This is a genomic window from Pseudomonas floridensis (assembly GCF_002087235.1).
Taxonomy (GTDB): domain Bacteria; phylum Pseudomonadota; class Gammaproteobacteria; order Pseudomonadales; family Pseudomonadaceae; genus Aquipseudomonas; species Aquipseudomonas floridensis.
This window is the reverse complement of the sequence record NZ_MUIO01000182.1, coordinates 1-16,242: the sequence shown is the minus strand read 5'-3', so window position 1 is coordinate 16,242 and position 16,242 is coordinate 1. Positions and strand designations below refer to the sequence as shown.

At 60.8% G+C, this 16,242-nt stretch carries 17 protein-coding genes; 12 read left to right on the top strand and 5 right to left on the bottom strand.

All coding sequences use genetic code 11. From position 1 onward, the window contains the following. Window positions 1-35 precede the first annotated feature (35 nt). The 3 genes from BZK31_RS27870 to BZK31_RS27860 form a co-directional block, all read right to left on the bottom strand. On the bottom strand, window positions 36-1,571 hold the full coding sequence (locus BZK31_RS27870) for an amidase (RefSeq protein WP_083186401.1): 1,536 nt from the start codon (window positions 1,569-1,571) through the stop codon (window positions 36-38). Between the two features lie 179 nt (window positions 1,572-1,750). Beyond that, complete coding sequence (locus BZK31_RS27865) at window positions 1,751-2,383, bottom strand: ANTAR domain-containing response regulator (RefSeq protein WP_083186400.1); 633 nt, start codon at window positions 2,381-2,383, stop codon at window positions 1,751-1,753. After that, window positions 2,380-3,528, bottom strand: coding sequence for a transporter substrate-binding domain-containing protein (locus BZK31_RS27860; RefSeq protein WP_083186399.1), 1,149 nt, complete (start codon window positions 3,526-3,528; stop codon window positions 2,380-2,382). The genes BZK31_RS27865 and BZK31_RS27860 overlap by 4 nt, the downstream gene beginning before the upstream one ends. A 638-nt stretch (window positions 3,529-4,166) precedes the next feature. Between BZK31_RS27860 and urtA the strand changes: the two genes are divergently transcribed. The 12 genes from urtA to BZK31_RS27800 all read left to right on the top strand — a co-directional run bounded on the left by urtA (window position 4,167) and on the right by BZK31_RS27800 (window position 14,679). Continuing rightward, window positions 4,167-5,348, top strand: a complete 1,182-nt coding sequence (urtA, locus tag BZK31_RS27855; protein WP_083186398.1) for an urea ABC transporter substrate-binding protein — start codon at window positions 4,167-4,169, stop codon at window positions 5,346-5,348. Window positions 5,349-5,415: 67 nt separating this feature from the next. Beyond that, window positions 5,416-6,318, top strand: a complete 903-nt coding sequence (gene urtB / locus BZK31_RS27850; RefSeq protein ID WP_083186397.1) for an urea ABC transporter permease subunit UrtB — start codon at window positions 5,416-5,418, stop codon at window positions 6,316-6,318. Between the two features lies 1 nt (window position 6,319). Continuing rightward, window positions 6,320-7,444, top strand: a complete 1,125-nt coding sequence (gene urtC / locus BZK31_RS27845; RefSeq protein WP_083186396.1) for an urea ABC transporter permease subunit UrtC — start codon at window positions 6,320-6,322, stop codon at window positions 7,442-7,444. Then, entirely contained in the window at window positions 7,444-8,181 is a 738-nt protein-coding gene (urtD, locus tag BZK31_RS27840) for an urea ABC transporter ATP-binding protein UrtD (RefSeq protein ID WP_083186395.1), read from the top strand. The genes urtC and urtD overlap by 1 nt, the downstream gene beginning before the upstream one ends. 2 nt (window positions 8,182-8,183) lie before the next feature. Then, window positions 8,184-8,873: an urea ABC transporter ATP-binding subunit UrtE gene (urtE, locus tag BZK31_RS27835; protein ID WP_083186394.1), complete on the top strand. Its 690-nt coding sequence runs from the start codon at window positions 8,184-8,186 to the stop codon at window positions 8,871-8,873. A gap of 21 nt (window positions 8,874-8,894) precedes the next feature. Beyond that, window positions 8,895-9,335 (top strand): urease accessory protein UreE, encoded by a 441-nt coding sequence (ureE, locus tag BZK31_RS27830; RefSeq protein ID WP_083186393.1) that lies wholly within the window; start codon window positions 8,895-8,897, stop codon window positions 9,333-9,335. Further along, window positions 9,332-10,063 (top strand): urease accessory protein UreF, encoded by a 732-nt coding sequence (locus tag BZK31_RS27825; protein ID WP_083186392.1) that lies wholly within the window; start codon window positions 9,332-9,334, stop codon window positions 10,061-10,063. Before ureE ends, BZK31_RS27825 begins: the two co-directional genes overlap by 4 nt. 24 nt (window positions 10,064-10,087) lie before the next feature. Then, on the top strand, window positions 10,088-10,783 hold the full coding sequence (locus BZK31_RS27820; protein WP_083186391.1) for an urease subunit beta: 696 nt from the start codon (window positions 10,088-10,090) through the stop codon (window positions 10,781-10,783). Between the two features lie 3 nt (window positions 10,784-10,786). Beyond that, the gene (gene ureC, locus BZK31_RS27815; protein WP_083186390.1) at window positions 10,787-12,499 is read left to right on the top strand and encodes an urease subunit alpha; all 1,713 of its coding nucleotides are present in this window, start codon (window positions 10,787-10,789) and stop codon (window positions 12,497-12,499) included. A gap of 24 nt (window positions 12,500-12,523) precedes the next feature. Next, window positions 12,524-13,183, top strand: coding sequence for an urease accessory protein UreG (ureG, locus tag BZK31_RS27810; protein ID WP_083186389.1), 660 nt, complete (start codon window positions 12,524-12,526; stop codon window positions 13,181-13,183). Beyond that, on the top strand, window positions 13,180-14,037 hold the full coding sequence (locus BZK31_RS27805; RefSeq protein ID WP_083186388.1) for an urease accessory protein UreD: 858 nt from the start codon (window positions 13,180-13,182) through the stop codon (window positions 14,035-14,037). The genes ureG and BZK31_RS27805 overlap by 4 nt, the downstream gene beginning before the upstream one ends. 180 nt (window positions 14,038-14,217) lie before the next feature. Continuing rightward, window positions 14,218-14,679, top strand: a complete 462-nt coding sequence (locus BZK31_RS27800) for a hypothetical protein (protein WP_083186387.1) — start codon at window positions 14,218-14,220, stop codon at window positions 14,677-14,679. Window positions 14,680-14,815: 136 nt separating this feature from the next. Here BZK31_RS27800 and BZK31_RS27795 read toward each other — a convergent pair whose 3' ends face one another. Continuing rightward, window positions 14,816-15,445, bottom strand: coding sequence for an OB-fold protein (locus BZK31_RS27795; RefSeq protein ID WP_157900816.1), 630 nt, complete (start codon window positions 15,443-15,445; stop codon window positions 14,816-14,818). Between the two features lie 274 nt (window positions 15,446-15,719). Further along, the coding region (locus BZK31_RS27790) for a sugar phosphate isomerase/epimerase family protein (RefSeq protein WP_157900815.1) at window positions 15,720-16,242 on the bottom strand (523 nt) is incomplete at its 5' end.

The window sequence follows — 16,242 nt, the reverse complement described above, 5'->3', positions numbered from 1 at the left end:
GACATGTCCGGGCGCTTCGCGTTTAGCTGATGCCTTCAACCACGCGGCGGCTTGGGAAACTCACCCCGAACCTGTTCGTAGGCCTGCGCCACACGCAGCGCGAGCGCATCCTGGAAACGTGGCGCAACGATCATCATCGCCACCGGCAAGCCATCGGCCAGCCCGGCAGGAATCGACGTCGCCGGATGTCCGGTCAGGTCGAACGGCGCGGTGTTGGCGAGCATGTTCAGCGCACTGTGAACGTACTCTTCGATCGGCGCGTCCGGCGCGGTCAGCGGCGTCGCGACAAAGGGCATGGTCGGCATCACCAGCACATCGTATGACTGGAACGCCTCGTCGTACTGACGGGTCAGTTCCGGGACCAGCATGCGCGCCTTGGCATAGCTGGCGCCGTGCAGGTTTTTCAGACTGTAGTGGCCAGTCAGCGCCACGGCCCGCACGCTGTGGGACAACGAATCGGCGTGTTCGCGGCGTTTGGCGCCGTAGTAGCTCATGATGTCCGGATCGTAATAGCCATCGACGTTCATGCCGTAACCGTTGCCTTGCAGCATCTGATAGGCCGCGCCATCGGTGGCGATCACGTTCCACATGTCCAGCGCTACGCCGGAGTGCCACGGTGCACTGGCCTCACCGACGCTGGCGCCTAGGCTTTCGAGTTGGGCGACGGCGGCTTTGACCAGCGCATCCACCTGCGGCTCGGACATGCCCGGAATCGCGAAGCCTTCACGCAGCAGACCAATTCTCAGCCCTTTGACGCCTTGATCCAGGCTCGCAATGCAGTTCACGGCGGGCGGATTTTTCTGCCGCGAATCCAGGCCGTCGGCACCGGCGATCACGTCCAGCATCAACGCGCAATCGCGTACGGTATTGGCCATCGGGCCCACATGATCAATCGTGCGTTCGATGGGAAACGCACCGGTGTACGGCACCAGGCTGTAGGTGGGTTTGTGACCGACGATACCGCTCCAGGCCGAGGGCATACGGATCGATCCGCCCTGATCGCCGCCGATCGCCATATCGACTTCACCCAGCGACACCAGCACCGCACTGCCGCTGGACGATCCGCCTGCATTGCGAGTCATGTCCCACGGATTTTTCACCGCGCCACTGGCCGCAGTGAAGCTGGCCCCGGAGAAGCACAGGTCCTCGCACACCGACTTGCCGACCACGGTGGCGCCGGCCGCCAGCAGGCGTTTGACCACGGTGGCATCCTCGGACGGCACGTAACCTTCGAGGCTCAACGAGCCGTTGGCCATGGGCACGCCGGCAACCGAAACGTTGTCCTTGATGACCACGGTCCGCCCTTTCAACGGACCGTCGGCGGCGCCCACGATATGCGTTTTCACGTACCAGGCGGCGTGCAGGTTTTCAGCGTCGAGGGGTTTGCTGTGTTCGCGCAGGGGCGCAGGCTGAGCAACGTGGGCGGCGTACAGGGCATCGATGGCTTCGTAGGAATTGAGGGTTTCATCGGCGAGATTCAGGTACGCCTGCATCTGGCTGTCGGACAGGTCGTAACCATGGTCCTGGGCGGCAATCAGAAAGTCGGCTTTTTCAGGGCGTTTTACGGACATGATGTTCTCCAGATGACGGTAGGAGCCGCCTGTGCCGAGTGCACGGGCTCAAGCTCGTTCCGGAGGACGCCGTTGTCCGTGCCGGTCGCCACGCGGTGCTCCATACCTGCCGGTTCAGGGCGTATGGCAAACGTCCACGCAGAAGAGGATCAGGCTCGCGAGCCCGATACTAAAGCGGATCAGGAACAGGCCTGTTGAAACAGTTCATGCGCCTTGACCAGCGCTTCGGCGATTTTCTCCACCGGCTCGCGCTTGCTCATGGCCTGGTCGCGCAGCGCGTTATAGGCGTCGATTTCCGACAGCCCCTTGGTTTCCATCAAAATGATTTTCGCCTGCTGCACGGTACGCATGACGGCCATGCGCCCTTCCAGACGCTTGACGTGTTTTTCCCGCTCACGGTTCTTGCGCGCCTGACTCAGGGTGATGGTCAACGCCGTGAGCAGACCGAAAGACCTCACTGGTGAAGGAATCACGGAGCAGGCATTCAATTGCACCAGCGCCTCGACGATGATCGGGTTTTCATAGGCAATCACCGGAATGATCGGCGGCGTCGTACTGTGCAGCAACCAGGGTGTATTGGTTGACAGGCTCTCCGGCGAGACGGCCAGCACGATCACATCCGCCTCACTGTGCAGACGCTCGGGGATTGGCCACTGGACCCGCACCTGACAGCCGATGCGTTGTAATTGCGCGATCAGGTTGCGCCCGTCTTCATCGTCCGGGTGCATCACCAGTACGCTGATGTCACGCAGGTCTTTGATCCCGCCTGCGCTATCGTTGCGCAGGCGCTTCTTGGCAGCACGCAGGGTCATGGACGCCTCCCGGCCAGGCCGGACCAGCCACTGAAATCAGGCGCAATGGCATAGGGGTCGGGTTTGAGCGCTTTCTGGCTCTCGTAAAGGATGTCGAACTGGCCCTTGGCGTTGGCCCTTCCGATTCGTGAATACAGGTACGTGTGGTGGTTGTTTTCATCGATTCTCACTCGTCCTTGAGGCGCGTCGAACTCCAGGCCGCGCATGGTCTGCAATACTGCTTCCACTTCGGTGCTGCCCGCCCGACTGATCGCCTTGGCCAGTAGATGCACCTGAAAATACGCAGCTTCCCAGCAGCGGTCGGTGACTTGCTGCTGGCCGAACAGCTCGCGGTATTCGGCGATGCACTGGCGGTTGAGCGGCGTGTCGATCGACTGAAAATAGCTCGCTGCCGATATGTGCCCATTGCCCAGGTGCACGCCCATCTGCTTGATATCGGTTTCGCTGGTGGTCACGCTGGCGATCGGCATCACCGCCGGGTCGAAACCCGCATCGGCGTAGGCCTGGTACAGATGTCCCATGGTCTCGCCGACCACGGTCGAGAAGATGAACGACGGTTTCAGCTCCCGCGCCTTGACCATCAACCGGGCGAAATCCTCGGGACGGGCATTCTTGAGCGGCAGGTAATACTCGCCCAGCTTGTTGCCGCCACGCTCGTACAGCAGGTCGCTCATCAGGCGATTGGTTTCGTAGGGGTATACATATTCCGATCCGATCATCAGCACCCGATTGCCGAAGTGTTCGAACATGTAGTTGCCCAGCGGCACAGCGTTGTGATTCGGTGTGGCGCCGGTGTAGATGATATTGCGCGAATACTCGAAGCCCTCGTAGTACACCGGGTAAAGCAACAGCGCGTCGTGGCGCTCGACGATGGGCAACACCGCCTTGCGAGCCGCCGAGGTGTAGCAACCGAAGAAAAACTTCAAACGCTCTTCGCGAATCAGCGACTCGACGTGCAGGGCGAACAGTGACGGTGTCGAGTCCGGGTTGCGGGTGATCATTTCCAGCGGGCGTCCGTCCACGCCACCGGCCGCGTTGATCTGCTGGATCGCAAACTGCGCCCCGCGCATCGTCGAGCATTCGCCAGCGGCGGTGACCCCGGTATTGGAAAACAGCCCGCCTATGCGGATCGACTGGTCAACCATGCCTATAAACCTTGTTCAACGTGAGATGAGACGCCCGCCACTGGCCGGGGGTCTTGAGGTCCGTGCAAAAAGGGACTGAGCGAAACACCGCGTGGTGCGCGGGGGCTCTCAGGCGATTGCGCCTGGGCTGGCGTGACGACAGTGTCAGGGCCAGTCATGCGAGGGCCTTCCACACCTGCCGGAGGATGGGCGTGTGACAAGGGACCCTGCGAAGGTGTCGTGCAAGCCTATGCAGGGAGTGGGCCAGCGGCGGCCACATGCACGTTTGAAGGGTGAGTCGCGGAAAATCGACCGGCTGTCGTCACATTTTTGGTGCGTGAAGGGCGCGCTCGCGCCAAAGCGGCGCAAGACCGGGGTCGCGTGCAATTAATGAAGGGACATGCCGAAAAAAACCGCCAAAGCGCACCAACCCGCGCATATCGACGCTAATACCGACACTTGGCATCGGCCTTGCTAAGACTCTCTTGAGACATCGCGCCAGCTGTCTGCCCTACGCCCCTTCATGGCAGGTAGGGAGACACCTCGCGTACGACTGGATCGGACACAGTTTGTCCCGCCAGATTCGGCACAAAAGCCTGACCTTCCGCCTGTTCGCAGGGCGGAACGTCGGGCTTTTTTTATTCCTGGGAGAGAAGTGAATGCATAACGACAAACGCCGTTTGATCAAGCATGCGCTGTTGCTGGGCGCCATGAGCCTGTTGCCGTTTTCTCTGGTCGGCCAGGTGCAGGCGGCCGATACCGTGAAAGTGGGCATTATCCACTCGTTGACCGGCACCATGGCCATCAGTGAAGCCTCGGTGGTGGACGCGGAAAAACTGGCCATCGACGAAATCAACGCCAGTGGGGGTGTGCTGGGCAAGACCATCGAGCCGATCATCGAGGACGGTGCCAGTGACTGGCCGACCTTCGCCGAGAAAGCACGCAAGCTGCTGGAAAACGATCGCGTCGCGGTGACATTCGGAGCCTTCACGTCGGCCTCGCGCAAGGCGGTGTTGCCCGTCTTCGAGCGCAACAAGGGCCTGCTCTACTACCCAACCTTCTACGAAGGTCTGGAAAAATCTCCGGCGATTATTTACACCGGCGCCGAGGCCTCGCAGCAGACACTGGCAGCCGTGACCTGGCTGATGGCCAATAAAGGCAAGAGTGTCTATCTGGTCGGCTCGGATTACATCTGGCCGCGCACCACCAACAAACTGGCACGCGTCTCGGTGACCAAGCAGGGCGGCTCGATTGTCGGCGAGGATTACCTGCCGCTGGGGGCCATCGAGTTCTCCTCGGTGATCAACAAGATCAAGGCCGCCAAGCCTGACATCGTAATATCCACCATCGTCGGCGGCTCCAACGTGGCGTTCTACAAACAGCTCAAGGCCGCAGGGATCGACAGCAGCAACCAGACCCTGATGGCGCTGGCGGTGACCGAAGAGGAGGTCACCGGTATCGGCGCAGAAAACCTGACCGGTTTTCTGACCTGCATGAGCTATTTCCAGAGCCTGAACAATCCGGTCAACGAGAAATTCGTTCAGGCGTTCAAGACCCGCTATGGCCAGCAACGCGTGATCGGCGATCCGATGGCGGCAGCCTACACCGCTGTTTATCTGTGGAAAAAGGCAGTGGAGAAAGCCGGCAGTTTCGACGTGCCGAACGTGATCGCCGCGTCCTCGGAAATGGAGCTGGACGCGCCTGAAGGCCAGATCAAGGTGCACAAGGACAACCATCACCTGTGGAAACGTGCACGCATCGGCACCCTTAACGCCCAAGGCCAGGTCGACGTGATCTACGAGTCCGCGCCTATCGAGCCCAACCCGTTCCCGAAACTCTGATACCTGAGCGGGCTCGGGATCACACCGCGCCCCCCTCTTTCAACCTTCAGCGACAGGTGGCGACGCCATGACTTTCGATACGCTGGTAATGCAAGTCTTCAGCGGATTTTCGCTGTTCTCGGTACTGGTGCTGATGGCGCTGGGACTGACCATCGTGTTCGGCCTGATGGGCGTGATCAACATGGCCCACGGTGAACTGATGGCGATGGGCGCGTACATGACCTACGTCACCTCGGTGGTGTTTCAGCGCTACCTGCCGGAGTTCATGGGCTGGTACTTCATCGTCGGGATCGGCGTGGCCTTCCTGGTGACCTTCGCCTTCGGTTTTCTGCTGGAACGCTGCTTCATCCGCTTCATGTACAACCGGCCGCTGGACACCCTTCTGGCGACCTGGGGCCTGTCGCTGGTGCTGCAGCAGTTGTTCCGTCAGGTGTTCGGGCCCAAGGAGGTCAGCGTGCCGACCGTGCAATGGCTGCAAGGCGCGTGGAAGATCAGTGAAGGCCTGGAACTGCCGCTGAACCGGATTTTCATCATCGGCCTGACCTTTGTCATTGCCGCTGCCGTGTTCCTGTTTCTCTACCGCAGTCGCTGGGGCCTGCGCATCCGCGCCGTGACCCAGAACCGCGCCATGGCGGGTGCCGCCGGCATCAACACCGCACGGGTGGACTCTGTGACCTTTGCACTGGGGTGTGGCCTGGCGGGCATCGCTGGCAGTTCATTCACCATGCTCGCCTCTACCGGCCCGGTCAGCGGTCAGCAGTACCTGGTGGACACCTTCATCGTGGTGGTGTTCGGCGGCGTGGAAAGCCTGCTCGGCACCTTCCTGTCGGCGTTCGCCATCGGCCAGACACAGATTTCGCTGGAATACCTCACCACCGGCTCCATGGCCAAGGCCATGACCCTGCTGGTGGTCATCGTGCTGCTGTTCTTCCGCCCCAACGGCCTGTTTGCCACGAAAGTGAGACGTTGAGATGAATGACATGACTGAAAAGCCGCCCGCTCTGTCACCGACCCAAACGGCCCAACCCGGCTGGCTACCGCTACTGGAACGCTACAGCCTGATCTGGCTGTCAATTCTGCTGTTGGTGGTGTTACCTGTAAGCCTGGGCGACTTTCGTCTGGGGTTGGCAGGCAAATACCTGAGTCTGGCGTTCTGTGCGGTCGGCATGGTGATGATCTGGGGCTACGGCGGCATTCTCAGCCTGGGTCAGGGAATTTTCTTCGGCCTGGGCAGTTACATGATGGCGATGTACCTGAAGCTGGAAGCTACTGCCAATGACGAAGCCGCCAGCGCCCTTGCCGCCTTCTATGGCTCCGCGTTGCCCGATTTCATGATCTGGAACAGCGTCGAGTCTCTGCCGTGGTGGTGGAAGCCGTTCGAATCGGCGACCTTCACCCTCGCGGCAATTCTCATTCTTCCGGCGTTGCTGGCGTTCCTGTTCAGTTACGCCTATTTCAAGAAGCGCGTGGGCGGCGTGTACTTCTCGATCATCACCCTGTCGCTGGCCTCGATCATGTCGATCATGATCATTGGCCAGCAGGGTTATACCGGCGGAGTCAACGGCCTGACCGACTTCAAGACAGTGTTCGGCCTGAGCCTGCAGACTCCGCAAACGCCCTGGATTCTGTACCTGATCACCACCGTGCTGTTGCTGGCTTGTGTCGCGATGTGCGGCTTCATTCTGCGCAGTCGGCTGGGCAAGGTGATCGTGGCGATTCGTGACCGTGAAGACCGGGTGCGGTTTTCCGGCTACAACACGGCCTTGTTCAAGGCGTTCATCTTTGCCGTGGCGGCGCTGATCTCGGCGCTGGGTGGGGTGATGTTCACCTTGCAGGTCGGCCTGGCATCGCCGTCGCTGGTCGGCATCATTCCGTCCACGGAAATCGTGATCTACGCCGCCCTCGGCGGACGTCTGTCGCTGGTCGGCGCGGTGTACGGCACGCTGCTGATCGGCACGGCAAAAACCTACCTTTCCGAAAACTTCGTCAGTTTCTGGCAGTACTTCATCGGCTTCCTGTTCATGGGCGTGGTGCTGTTTCTGCCCACCGGGCTGGCCGGTCTGCTGCAACGCCTGAACAACAAGGAGGTGCACTGATGGCCGGTATGTTGCTGAGTGTCGAGGACCTGACGGTGTCGTTCGACGGCTTCAAGGCCGTGGACAGCCTGAACTTTTATGTCGAGGAAAACCAGGTGCACGTGGTGATCGGGCCAAACGGCGCGGGCAAGACCACGCTGCTGGACATGATCTGCGGCAAAACCCGCCCGAGCGCCGGCACCATCCGTTTCAAAGACCTGCAACTGGCCAACATGATCGAGTACCAGATCACCCGTGCAGGCGTCGGTCGCAAGTTTCAGAACCCGTCGGTGTATGAAGACCTCACCGTGCGCGAAAACCTGGATATTTCCTCGCCGGACAAGCGCGGCATCTTCAACTGCCTGTTCGCCGGAAAGAACAGCGCCTTGCAAGCCGAAATCGAGCAGACCGCCGAGATGATCTTCCTCAAGGACCAGTTGGGCCGCAAGGCCGGACTTCTGTCCCACGGCCAGAAACAGTGGCTGGAGATCGGCATGCTGCTGATGCAACGCCCGGAACTGCTGTTGCTCGATGAACCGGTGGCGGGCATGAGCGCGGGCGAGCGGGAAAAGACCGCAGGCCTGCTCAAACTCATCGCCAGGGGCCGGGCAATGGTCATCATCGAGCACGACATGGAATTCGTGAAGTCGGTGGCCGACAAGGTCACGGTACTGCATCAGGGCAAGACCCTGGCCTACGGCTCGATGGATCAGGTGCAGAACGATCCTCGCGTCATTGACGTCTACCTGGGGCACTGAACATGCTGAATGTCACGCAACTGAACGTCTATTACGGCGACAGCCATGTGCTGCGCGATCTGAGCCTGGAACTGGCACCGAGCGAGTCGCTGGCGATCATGGGTCGCAACGGCATGGGCAAGACCACGTTGTTGCGCAGCCTGGTGGGCATGCTGCCGACGCGCAGTGGCAGCATCACCCTGGCCGGGCAGGAGTTGACCGGCAGCAAAAGCTATGAGCGCGTTGCTACCGGCATCGGTTTCGTGCCGCAGGGACGCATGATCTTTCCTTACCTGAGCGTCGAGGAAAACATCCTCACCGGTATGCAGGGCGCACCCGCCGCCCCTATTCCCGACTACATCTTCGAATACTTTCCGGTGCTGTTCGAGATGCGCCGGCGCAAGGGCGGCAACCTGTCCGGCGGCCAGCAGCAACAACTGGCCATCGCCCGGGCGCTGGTGTCCAATCCCAAGGTGCTGATCCTCGACGAGCCCACCGAAGGCATCCAGCCATCGATCATCAAGGACATCGCCAAAGCCTTGAACCTGCTGAAGAAGGAGCGAGGCTTTTCGCTGATTGTGTCCGAGCAGGTGCTGTCGTTCGCGATGGCCGTGGCTGACCGCTACCTGATCATCGAAAAAGGTGAATTCGTGCACAGCGAAGTCCACGAAACCGTCGACCGCGAGCGCATTCTGCGCTACCTCACGATCTGAGCCGACACAGGAGAACGCACCATGCTGATACTCGACCGCATTCTCGGCCAGGCCAGTGACCCTGCCCTTGCCGATCGGCTTCATGACCTGAGCCATAACGGCCAGGTGGAAATCCTGAACCTGTCCGGCAGCGACATCCAGCGGCATCGCCTGCGGCTGGTCAGTGATCGCGGCACCGACTGCGCGATTCGTCTGGAGCGGCATCAGACGTTGCGCAACGGTTCGGTGCTGATGCTCGAAAGCAAGCGTGCCATCGTGGTGCAGATGCAGGATCAGCACTATCTGGGCCTGAAGCCACGCGATGCGTCAGCAGCGCTGGAGTTGGGTTACTTCGCGGGCAACATGCATTGGGCGGTGCGCTTCGATCACGATACGCTGCAGATTCCGCTCAACGGCCCCGAAGCCGATTACCTGGAGCGTCTGGCGCCAATGTTCGCCGACGGTCGAGTGTCGCGCGTATGAACGACCTGGGCAGCGCATTGCTGGCCCTGCAACAGGCCGACAGTTTTTTTCCGGGCGGCGCAGTGGCCTGGTCGTGGGGGCTGGAAACGCTCAAGACTGATGGTCATCTGGGCCAGATCGAACGGGCTCCGCCCCGACGTCGACAACCGCACACCCGCCCTGACCGCAGCGCTGCAGTGCGCGGTTTCGTGGAAGGCCAGTTACGGCATCGCTGGAACAGTTTTGACCGGGCCTTTCTGGTAGCCGCCTGGCAATCAGCCGACGATCCGGATCGACTGATGGCGCTGGATGCGCAGATTGAAGCGCTGACCATGGCCGAAGAACTGCGCCACGGCTCACGGCGTGTCGGCCAGGCACTGCTGGGTGTTCACGTTGCACTCGGAACGTCCGGCGCGGCGCTTTATCAGCAGCAGATACTCGCAGGCGAAACGCAAGGGCATCTGCCCGTCATGCAGGGCCTTATCTGGAAGCAACTGGGCATGCACCTCGCGCATTGCCAACTGGCCGCCGCCCACGGTTTGTGTACCGGTCTGGTCAGCGCTGCCGTACGCCTCGGCGTGATGGGCCATGTCGATGCGCAGCGGGTGCTGACCGAGATTCACCCCTTGATTGCGCAACTGCTGACGCTTGCCGCGCCCGAGCCGGAAAACGCCAGCGGCTTCACGCCCATGGCCGAAATCGCCGTCATGCGGCATGAAACCCAGGAATTGCGCCTGTTCGCCAATTGATCACCTGCCCGCAGGAGCCTCGCCATGCTACTGACCCCCACCGAGCTTGAACGGCTCACGCTGTACACCGCCGCCGAACTGGCACGCAAACGCCGTAGCAAGGGCCTGCGTCTGAACTTCCCGGAAGCGTCGGCGCTGATCGCTGACGAGATCCTTGAAGGCGCTCGCGAGGGACGCAGCGTGGCGGAACTGATCGGGTCTGGCTCGACGATTCTGAGCACTGATGACGTGCTGCCCGGCGTCGCCGACTTGCTGCCGGTGTTGCAGGTCGAAGGCACTTTTCCGGACGGCACCAAACTGGTCACCGTCCACCAACCCGTTCGGCCGGGTCGATTGCCATTGAGCGCCATGCCCACACCCGGCGAGATTCTCGCGCCCGATGGCGATATTCAGCTCAACACCGGCCGCCCGACGGCGACCCTGAGAGCCCTCAATACGGGTGATCGGCCGGTGCAGATCGGCAGCCACTATCACTTCTTCGAGGTCAACAAGGCGCTGGATTTCCCCCGTGATATCGCTTTCGGCATGCACCTGGACATACCGGCAGGCACTGCGGTGCGCTTCGAACCGGGCGAATTGCGCGAGGTGCAACTGGTGCAATTTGGCGGCAGTGGCGACATCTACGGCTTCAGCGGTCTGACCAATGGCAACCTGCACGATCCGGCATGCAAGCGCGTCGCACTGGAGCGCGCGCGTGCCCGGCATTTCAAGGGAGCCTGAGCAATGGCCACGATGACCCGCAAGGAATATGCCGCGATGTACGGCCCGACCACCGGCGATGCGGTCCGGCTGGGCGACACCTCGCTGCTGGCCGAAGTCGAGTTCGACCATTCGGTGCCCGGCGACGAATGCCTGCACGGCGGCGGCAAGACCCTGCGCGACGGCATGGGCCTGATGCCGGGTCACGACAGCGACGACGGCGCACTCGACATGCTGATCTGCAACGCGCTGATCATCGATCCGGTGATTGGCATCGTCAAAGGCGACATCGGCATCAAGGCGGGCAAGATCGTCGCCATCGGCAAGGCGGGCAATCCGCAGATCATGGACGGTGTGCACCCGCAATTGATTTGCGGCGTCGCCACCACCGTACGCGATGCCGAAGGCCTGATCGTCACACCCGGCGGCATCGATGTGCATGTGCATTTCGATTCGGCGCAGTTATGCGATCACGCGCTGGCAGCCGGTTTGACCACCCTGATCGGCGGCTCGCTGGGGCCGATCACGGTGGGCATCGACTGCGGCGGGGAATGGAACGTCGGCAAGATGCTGCAGGCGTCAGAGCACTGGCCGATCAACTTCGGTTTCCTCGGACGGGGCAACTCGAGCAAGCCCGAATCCCTGCTCGGGCAACTGCGCGGTGGCTGTCTGGGGCTGAAGATCCATGAAGACTGGGGCGCGATGCCTGCGGTGATCGACACCTGCCTGAAGGTCGCCGACGAATACGATTTCCAGGTGCAACTGCACACCGACACGCTCAACGAATCGGGTTTTCTCGAAGACACGCTGGCAGCCATCGGCGACCGTACGATTCACATGTACCACACCGAAGGCGCAGGCGGCGGACATGCGCCGGACATCATCAGTGTGGCAGGCAAGCCCAATTGCATCCCCTCCTCGACCAATCCGACCAATCCCTACACAGTCAATACCTTCGACGAACACCTGGACATGATCATGGTCTGCCACCACCTCAATCCAGACGTGCCGGAAGACGTGGCGTTCGCCGAATCGCGGGTGCGGCCACAAACCATCGCCGCCGAAGACATCCTGCACGATACCGGCGCGATCTCGATTCTGGGCTCGGACAGTCAGGGCATGGGCCGCATCAATGAGGTCATCTGCCGCACCTGGCAACTGGCTTCAAAAATGAAAGACCAGCGCGGCCGACTGCCGGAAGAAAGCACAGCCCTGGGCGACAACGAACGCATCAAACGCTACATCGCCAAGTACACCATCAACGCCGCACGCGTATTCGGCATCGACAGCTACATCGGCTCCCTGGAGCCGGGCAAAATCGCCGACCTGGTACTGTGGCGACCGGCATTCTTCGGCATCAAGCCGGATCTGGTCGTCAAAGGCGGCTTCATCGTGCATGCCGTAATGGGCGACTCTGCAGCGTCGCTGTACACCTGCGAACCGCTGATGATGCGCCCGCAGTGGGGCGCGTTCGGTGAGGCGAGCAAGGCGCTGGCGGTCAACTTCGTCAACCGGCTGGCCGTCGAAGCCGATACCGCCGCCAAGCTGGGCCTCAAGAAAGCGCTGCTGCCCGCGTTCGGCACGCGCACCCTGCGCAAATCAGACATGCTGCACAACGATGCCTGCCCGGACATTCACGTCGATCCACAGACCTTCGACGTTTACGCCGACGGCGAGCGGTTGTTCTGTGACCCGGTCAGCGAAGTCCCGCTCGCTCAACGCTACATGCTGCGCTAAGCCCATTCGTAAAGGAGCCTGATGATGAACCTGCCGCTGATTGCACCCACCTGCTCTGCTGCACAGCCTCACCCCGGCGCTGCTCGTGTCGGCATCGGCGGCCCGGTCGGCTCTGGCAAGACGCGCCTGCTGGAACAACTGATACCGCGCCTCATTGCACGCGGCATCGAGCTGGCAATCATCACCAACGACCTGGCCACCCGCGAGGACGCCGAGCGCGTGCAGCGCAGCGGGCTGATCGACCCGATGCGGGTGCGCGCCGTGGAGACCGGTGCGTGCCCGCACACCGCCATACGAGAAGACCCCACGCTCAACCTGCAAATGGCCGACGAACTGGAGGCGCACTTTCACAACCTTGATCTGGTGCTGATCGAATCCGGCGGTGACAACCTGGCCTCGACCTTTTCGCTGGACCTGGTGGACTTCTGGATATTCGTCATAGACGTCGCCGGAGGTGACGACATTCCGCGCAAACGAGGCCCTGGCGTATTGAGTTGCGACCTGCTGGTGGTCAACAAATACGACCTGGCGCCCTATGTGGGCGTCGACCTGGCGCGCATGCGACGCGAGTCCGCCGAAGCGCGAAAAGGTCGCCCCGTACTGTTCACCAACTGCAGCAGCGGGGACGGCGTCGATGAGGTGGTCGAGGCGATCAGCCGGGCCGTGCTGTTCGACCGCCCATGAACGTCTGCTCGTCGACACTGCCGGTGCAGGCGCAGGCGGCAGCGCAGATCACGTTCAGCAGAGCGCCGTCAGGGATCAGCTATGTCTCGCGTCAGGAAGTGGCTTATCCCTTCCACCTTGGACGGACCCTGAAACTGCCGCAGGACCCGGTCGGTATGGCGGCGGTCTATCTGCAGTCCTGTTCGGGCGGGCTGTACGCCGGAGAGCATCTGCGCCTGCATCTGCACGCCTGTGCCGACACTCAGGTGCATGTCAGTACCGGCGCGGCGACTATCGCCCACAGCATGTTCGAACACTCGGCACGCCAGACCGTCACGCTGGTGGCCGATACGGGCGCACTGCTGGAATACCTGCCAATGGTAACCATCCTCTTCCCTCAGGCACGGCTGCACAGCGAGGTGCTGGTGACCTTACACCCCAAGGCCCGCGTGGTGCTCTGCGACGCCTTTTGCGTACACACCCCGCCGGGCGCGGCGGGAGTGCCAGGGTATTACCGGGCAGACCTGGAAGTGCGTTGCCCCGCCGGAAGGTTGCTGGCGGGCGATCGCCTGACCCTGACCGGCGAAGACTTGCAACGCCGCCTGCCCGGCGTCAGCGGCCCGTTTAACGCCATGGCCACCTTCATGCTGCTGGGTCAGGGCTTGCCGCTGGACGAGGTAAAACAAAGCGTGCGCAACGCGCTGTCTGCGCTCACTGGCAGCTACGTGGGTGTCAGCGCGCTGCCTGGCGATTGTGGCGTGTCGGTGCGAGTGCTGAGTCAGGACGCCGTGGCATTGCGTGAGGCGCTGCATCTCGCCTGGGCCTGCGTTCGCCTGCATCTGACGGGGGTTGCGCCACGGATCAGGCGCAAATGAGCGATGTGGAAAACACCCGCGCCTTGCACATGAAACAAAAGAAAGCGCCCTTGCCCGGCATTGGCACTCCCTCCATAATCCCCAACCCGCTTGATACCTGACCTTACAGTTCTCAAACACACAGTCATCTGCAAGCAGTCGACTGAACATTTCCATCATGCGTCGCCCTCAGGAAACATCATGTACAAAAAACTTACCGCACTTGCTCTGCTGGCCCTTGGTCTGGCGTCGATTGCCGGATGCGGCGACAAGGAAGACGCCAAGATCGTCAACCGTCTCTCGACAGACAAATGCTTCGTCGACGTCATCGCCGGGAAGCCTGACGCGACTGTCTATGTGAAGCGGGGAATGGTGGAGTTCAGCGGATGGGCGTTCGACTCGCAAAATCAAAAGGCAGCCACGCAAATAAGGTTGCGTTTGACAGGCGCACAAGGCGCACCTCATACCTTCGAGAATCCTGTACGCGTTGATCGTCCGGATATCGTCAAGGCCTTCAACAATGAAAAACTGCTCAAATCGGGTTTCACGTTCAAGGCCGATTTGACAGGTCTGGAGCCTGGGGGTTACGGAATCATTCTGGAAATGCCTGACGGCCAGTCACTGCTCATGTGCCAGCCGAAAAAAATCCTGGTCGCCCAATAGTCCAACGGTTGTTGCACCGCCACGGCGAAAGCAGCATGTTCAACAAAGCCCATCTCAGCGATGGGCTTTGTCATTCAGGACTCAAGCGATAAGCCGCTCACTGGCATGCACGACCAGACGACGCTGATTTCTCATTTCACAACTCGCAGTTTTCAAACATCGGGATTTTGGCCAGATCACCCCGACCGGTGCAGATCACAGAGATCTGTGCCCCCTTCTTCAACGCCGCGATGGCTGACAGCGCAGACTTGTTGAACTTGAACTGTGGACCCATGAACTGGTTGCTCCCGGCCAAGATCAGATATGGATTGCCCATGAAGTCGGTGTTGATGTCGGTAATGCGACCGGTCACTTTTACACGTTTGTCTCTGAACAGCATATCGGCCGCCACTGAATTCTCACCGTAGCTGCTGGAAACCTGCATGGCGGTGTAGGACTTCACGGCATCCGCGGCGGGTGCTGCGGGTGCGGCCGGAGCAGTTGCGACTACCGCGGGGACAGCTGCAACGGGGGCTGGTGTGGGGGCCGTGGCAACTGCCGGAGCAGCGGGTGTGGGCGCATTCACTACATCCCGATTTGCCGACTTTGGGACCAGTATCGAAACGATGATCCAGAAAGCCAGCCATCCGAAACCGATCAGCCTGGCTTTACGGGTGTGCCCTCTGCGCAGCAGAAGCCAGACGAAGAAATGGGGCAACAACAGAATCAGGATTCCCAGAATGATTCCGACCCTGCGAGGGGAAGATGGCATTTTTTCTTCTTTCATTTCGCTTTCCATGACGATCAAATAAGGCCGCATCCTGAACAGGCGAGTAGCAAAAGCCACCCATCAGCGGTGCGTTAGCGTGTCGGCTGATCTCGCCCGAACTTGACCGTTTTTTTGATCCGGCAGGCGTGATCAAAGATCGATCATGACCAGACAACCATTTGATTCGGCTAGAAAAAAGATGATGCGTAAGCATCGTTGATCACAAGGAGCAAAGCCCGCAGACGCATGAGAAGCGACATCGCTCGTCTCTTCTCAGCGCCTGGGCTCTGGATTACTGCAGTTTTCGTTCATGGCCTTCGAGCATCAGTTCGCGCTGTAGATTCTGTCTGGATGTCCGGATGATTGCGCCCGGATCCTTGGGCAGATCATGCTCGACGATGTACAACGGCCTGGCATCTTCCTGCGCTGCGGCGACGATCTCGCTCCAGGTCAGCAGCCCTTCACCGACAGGAGCGAAGTTTCGCTCGTCGTCACGCACGCCAATGCCTGCATTGTCTTTGACGTGCAGGGCAAACAGCCTGTTCGAATAGCGTCTGATCAAACGAACCGGGTCCTGACCGCCGCGTGACACCCAGGCCACATCCAGCTCGAGCGACAGATTCTGAGGCTGCGTCGCATCCACCAGCCATTCCAGCGCAGTTTTGCCGCGATACTTCTTCATCTCGAAATCATGGTTGTGATAAGCCAGTTGCAGCCCGCCCTTGCGCAACCGGGCGCCTATCCCGTTCAGCTCGCGCCCCAACGTTTGCCAGCCTGCTGCGTCTACAGGACGATCGGCCGGATTCAGATAAGGC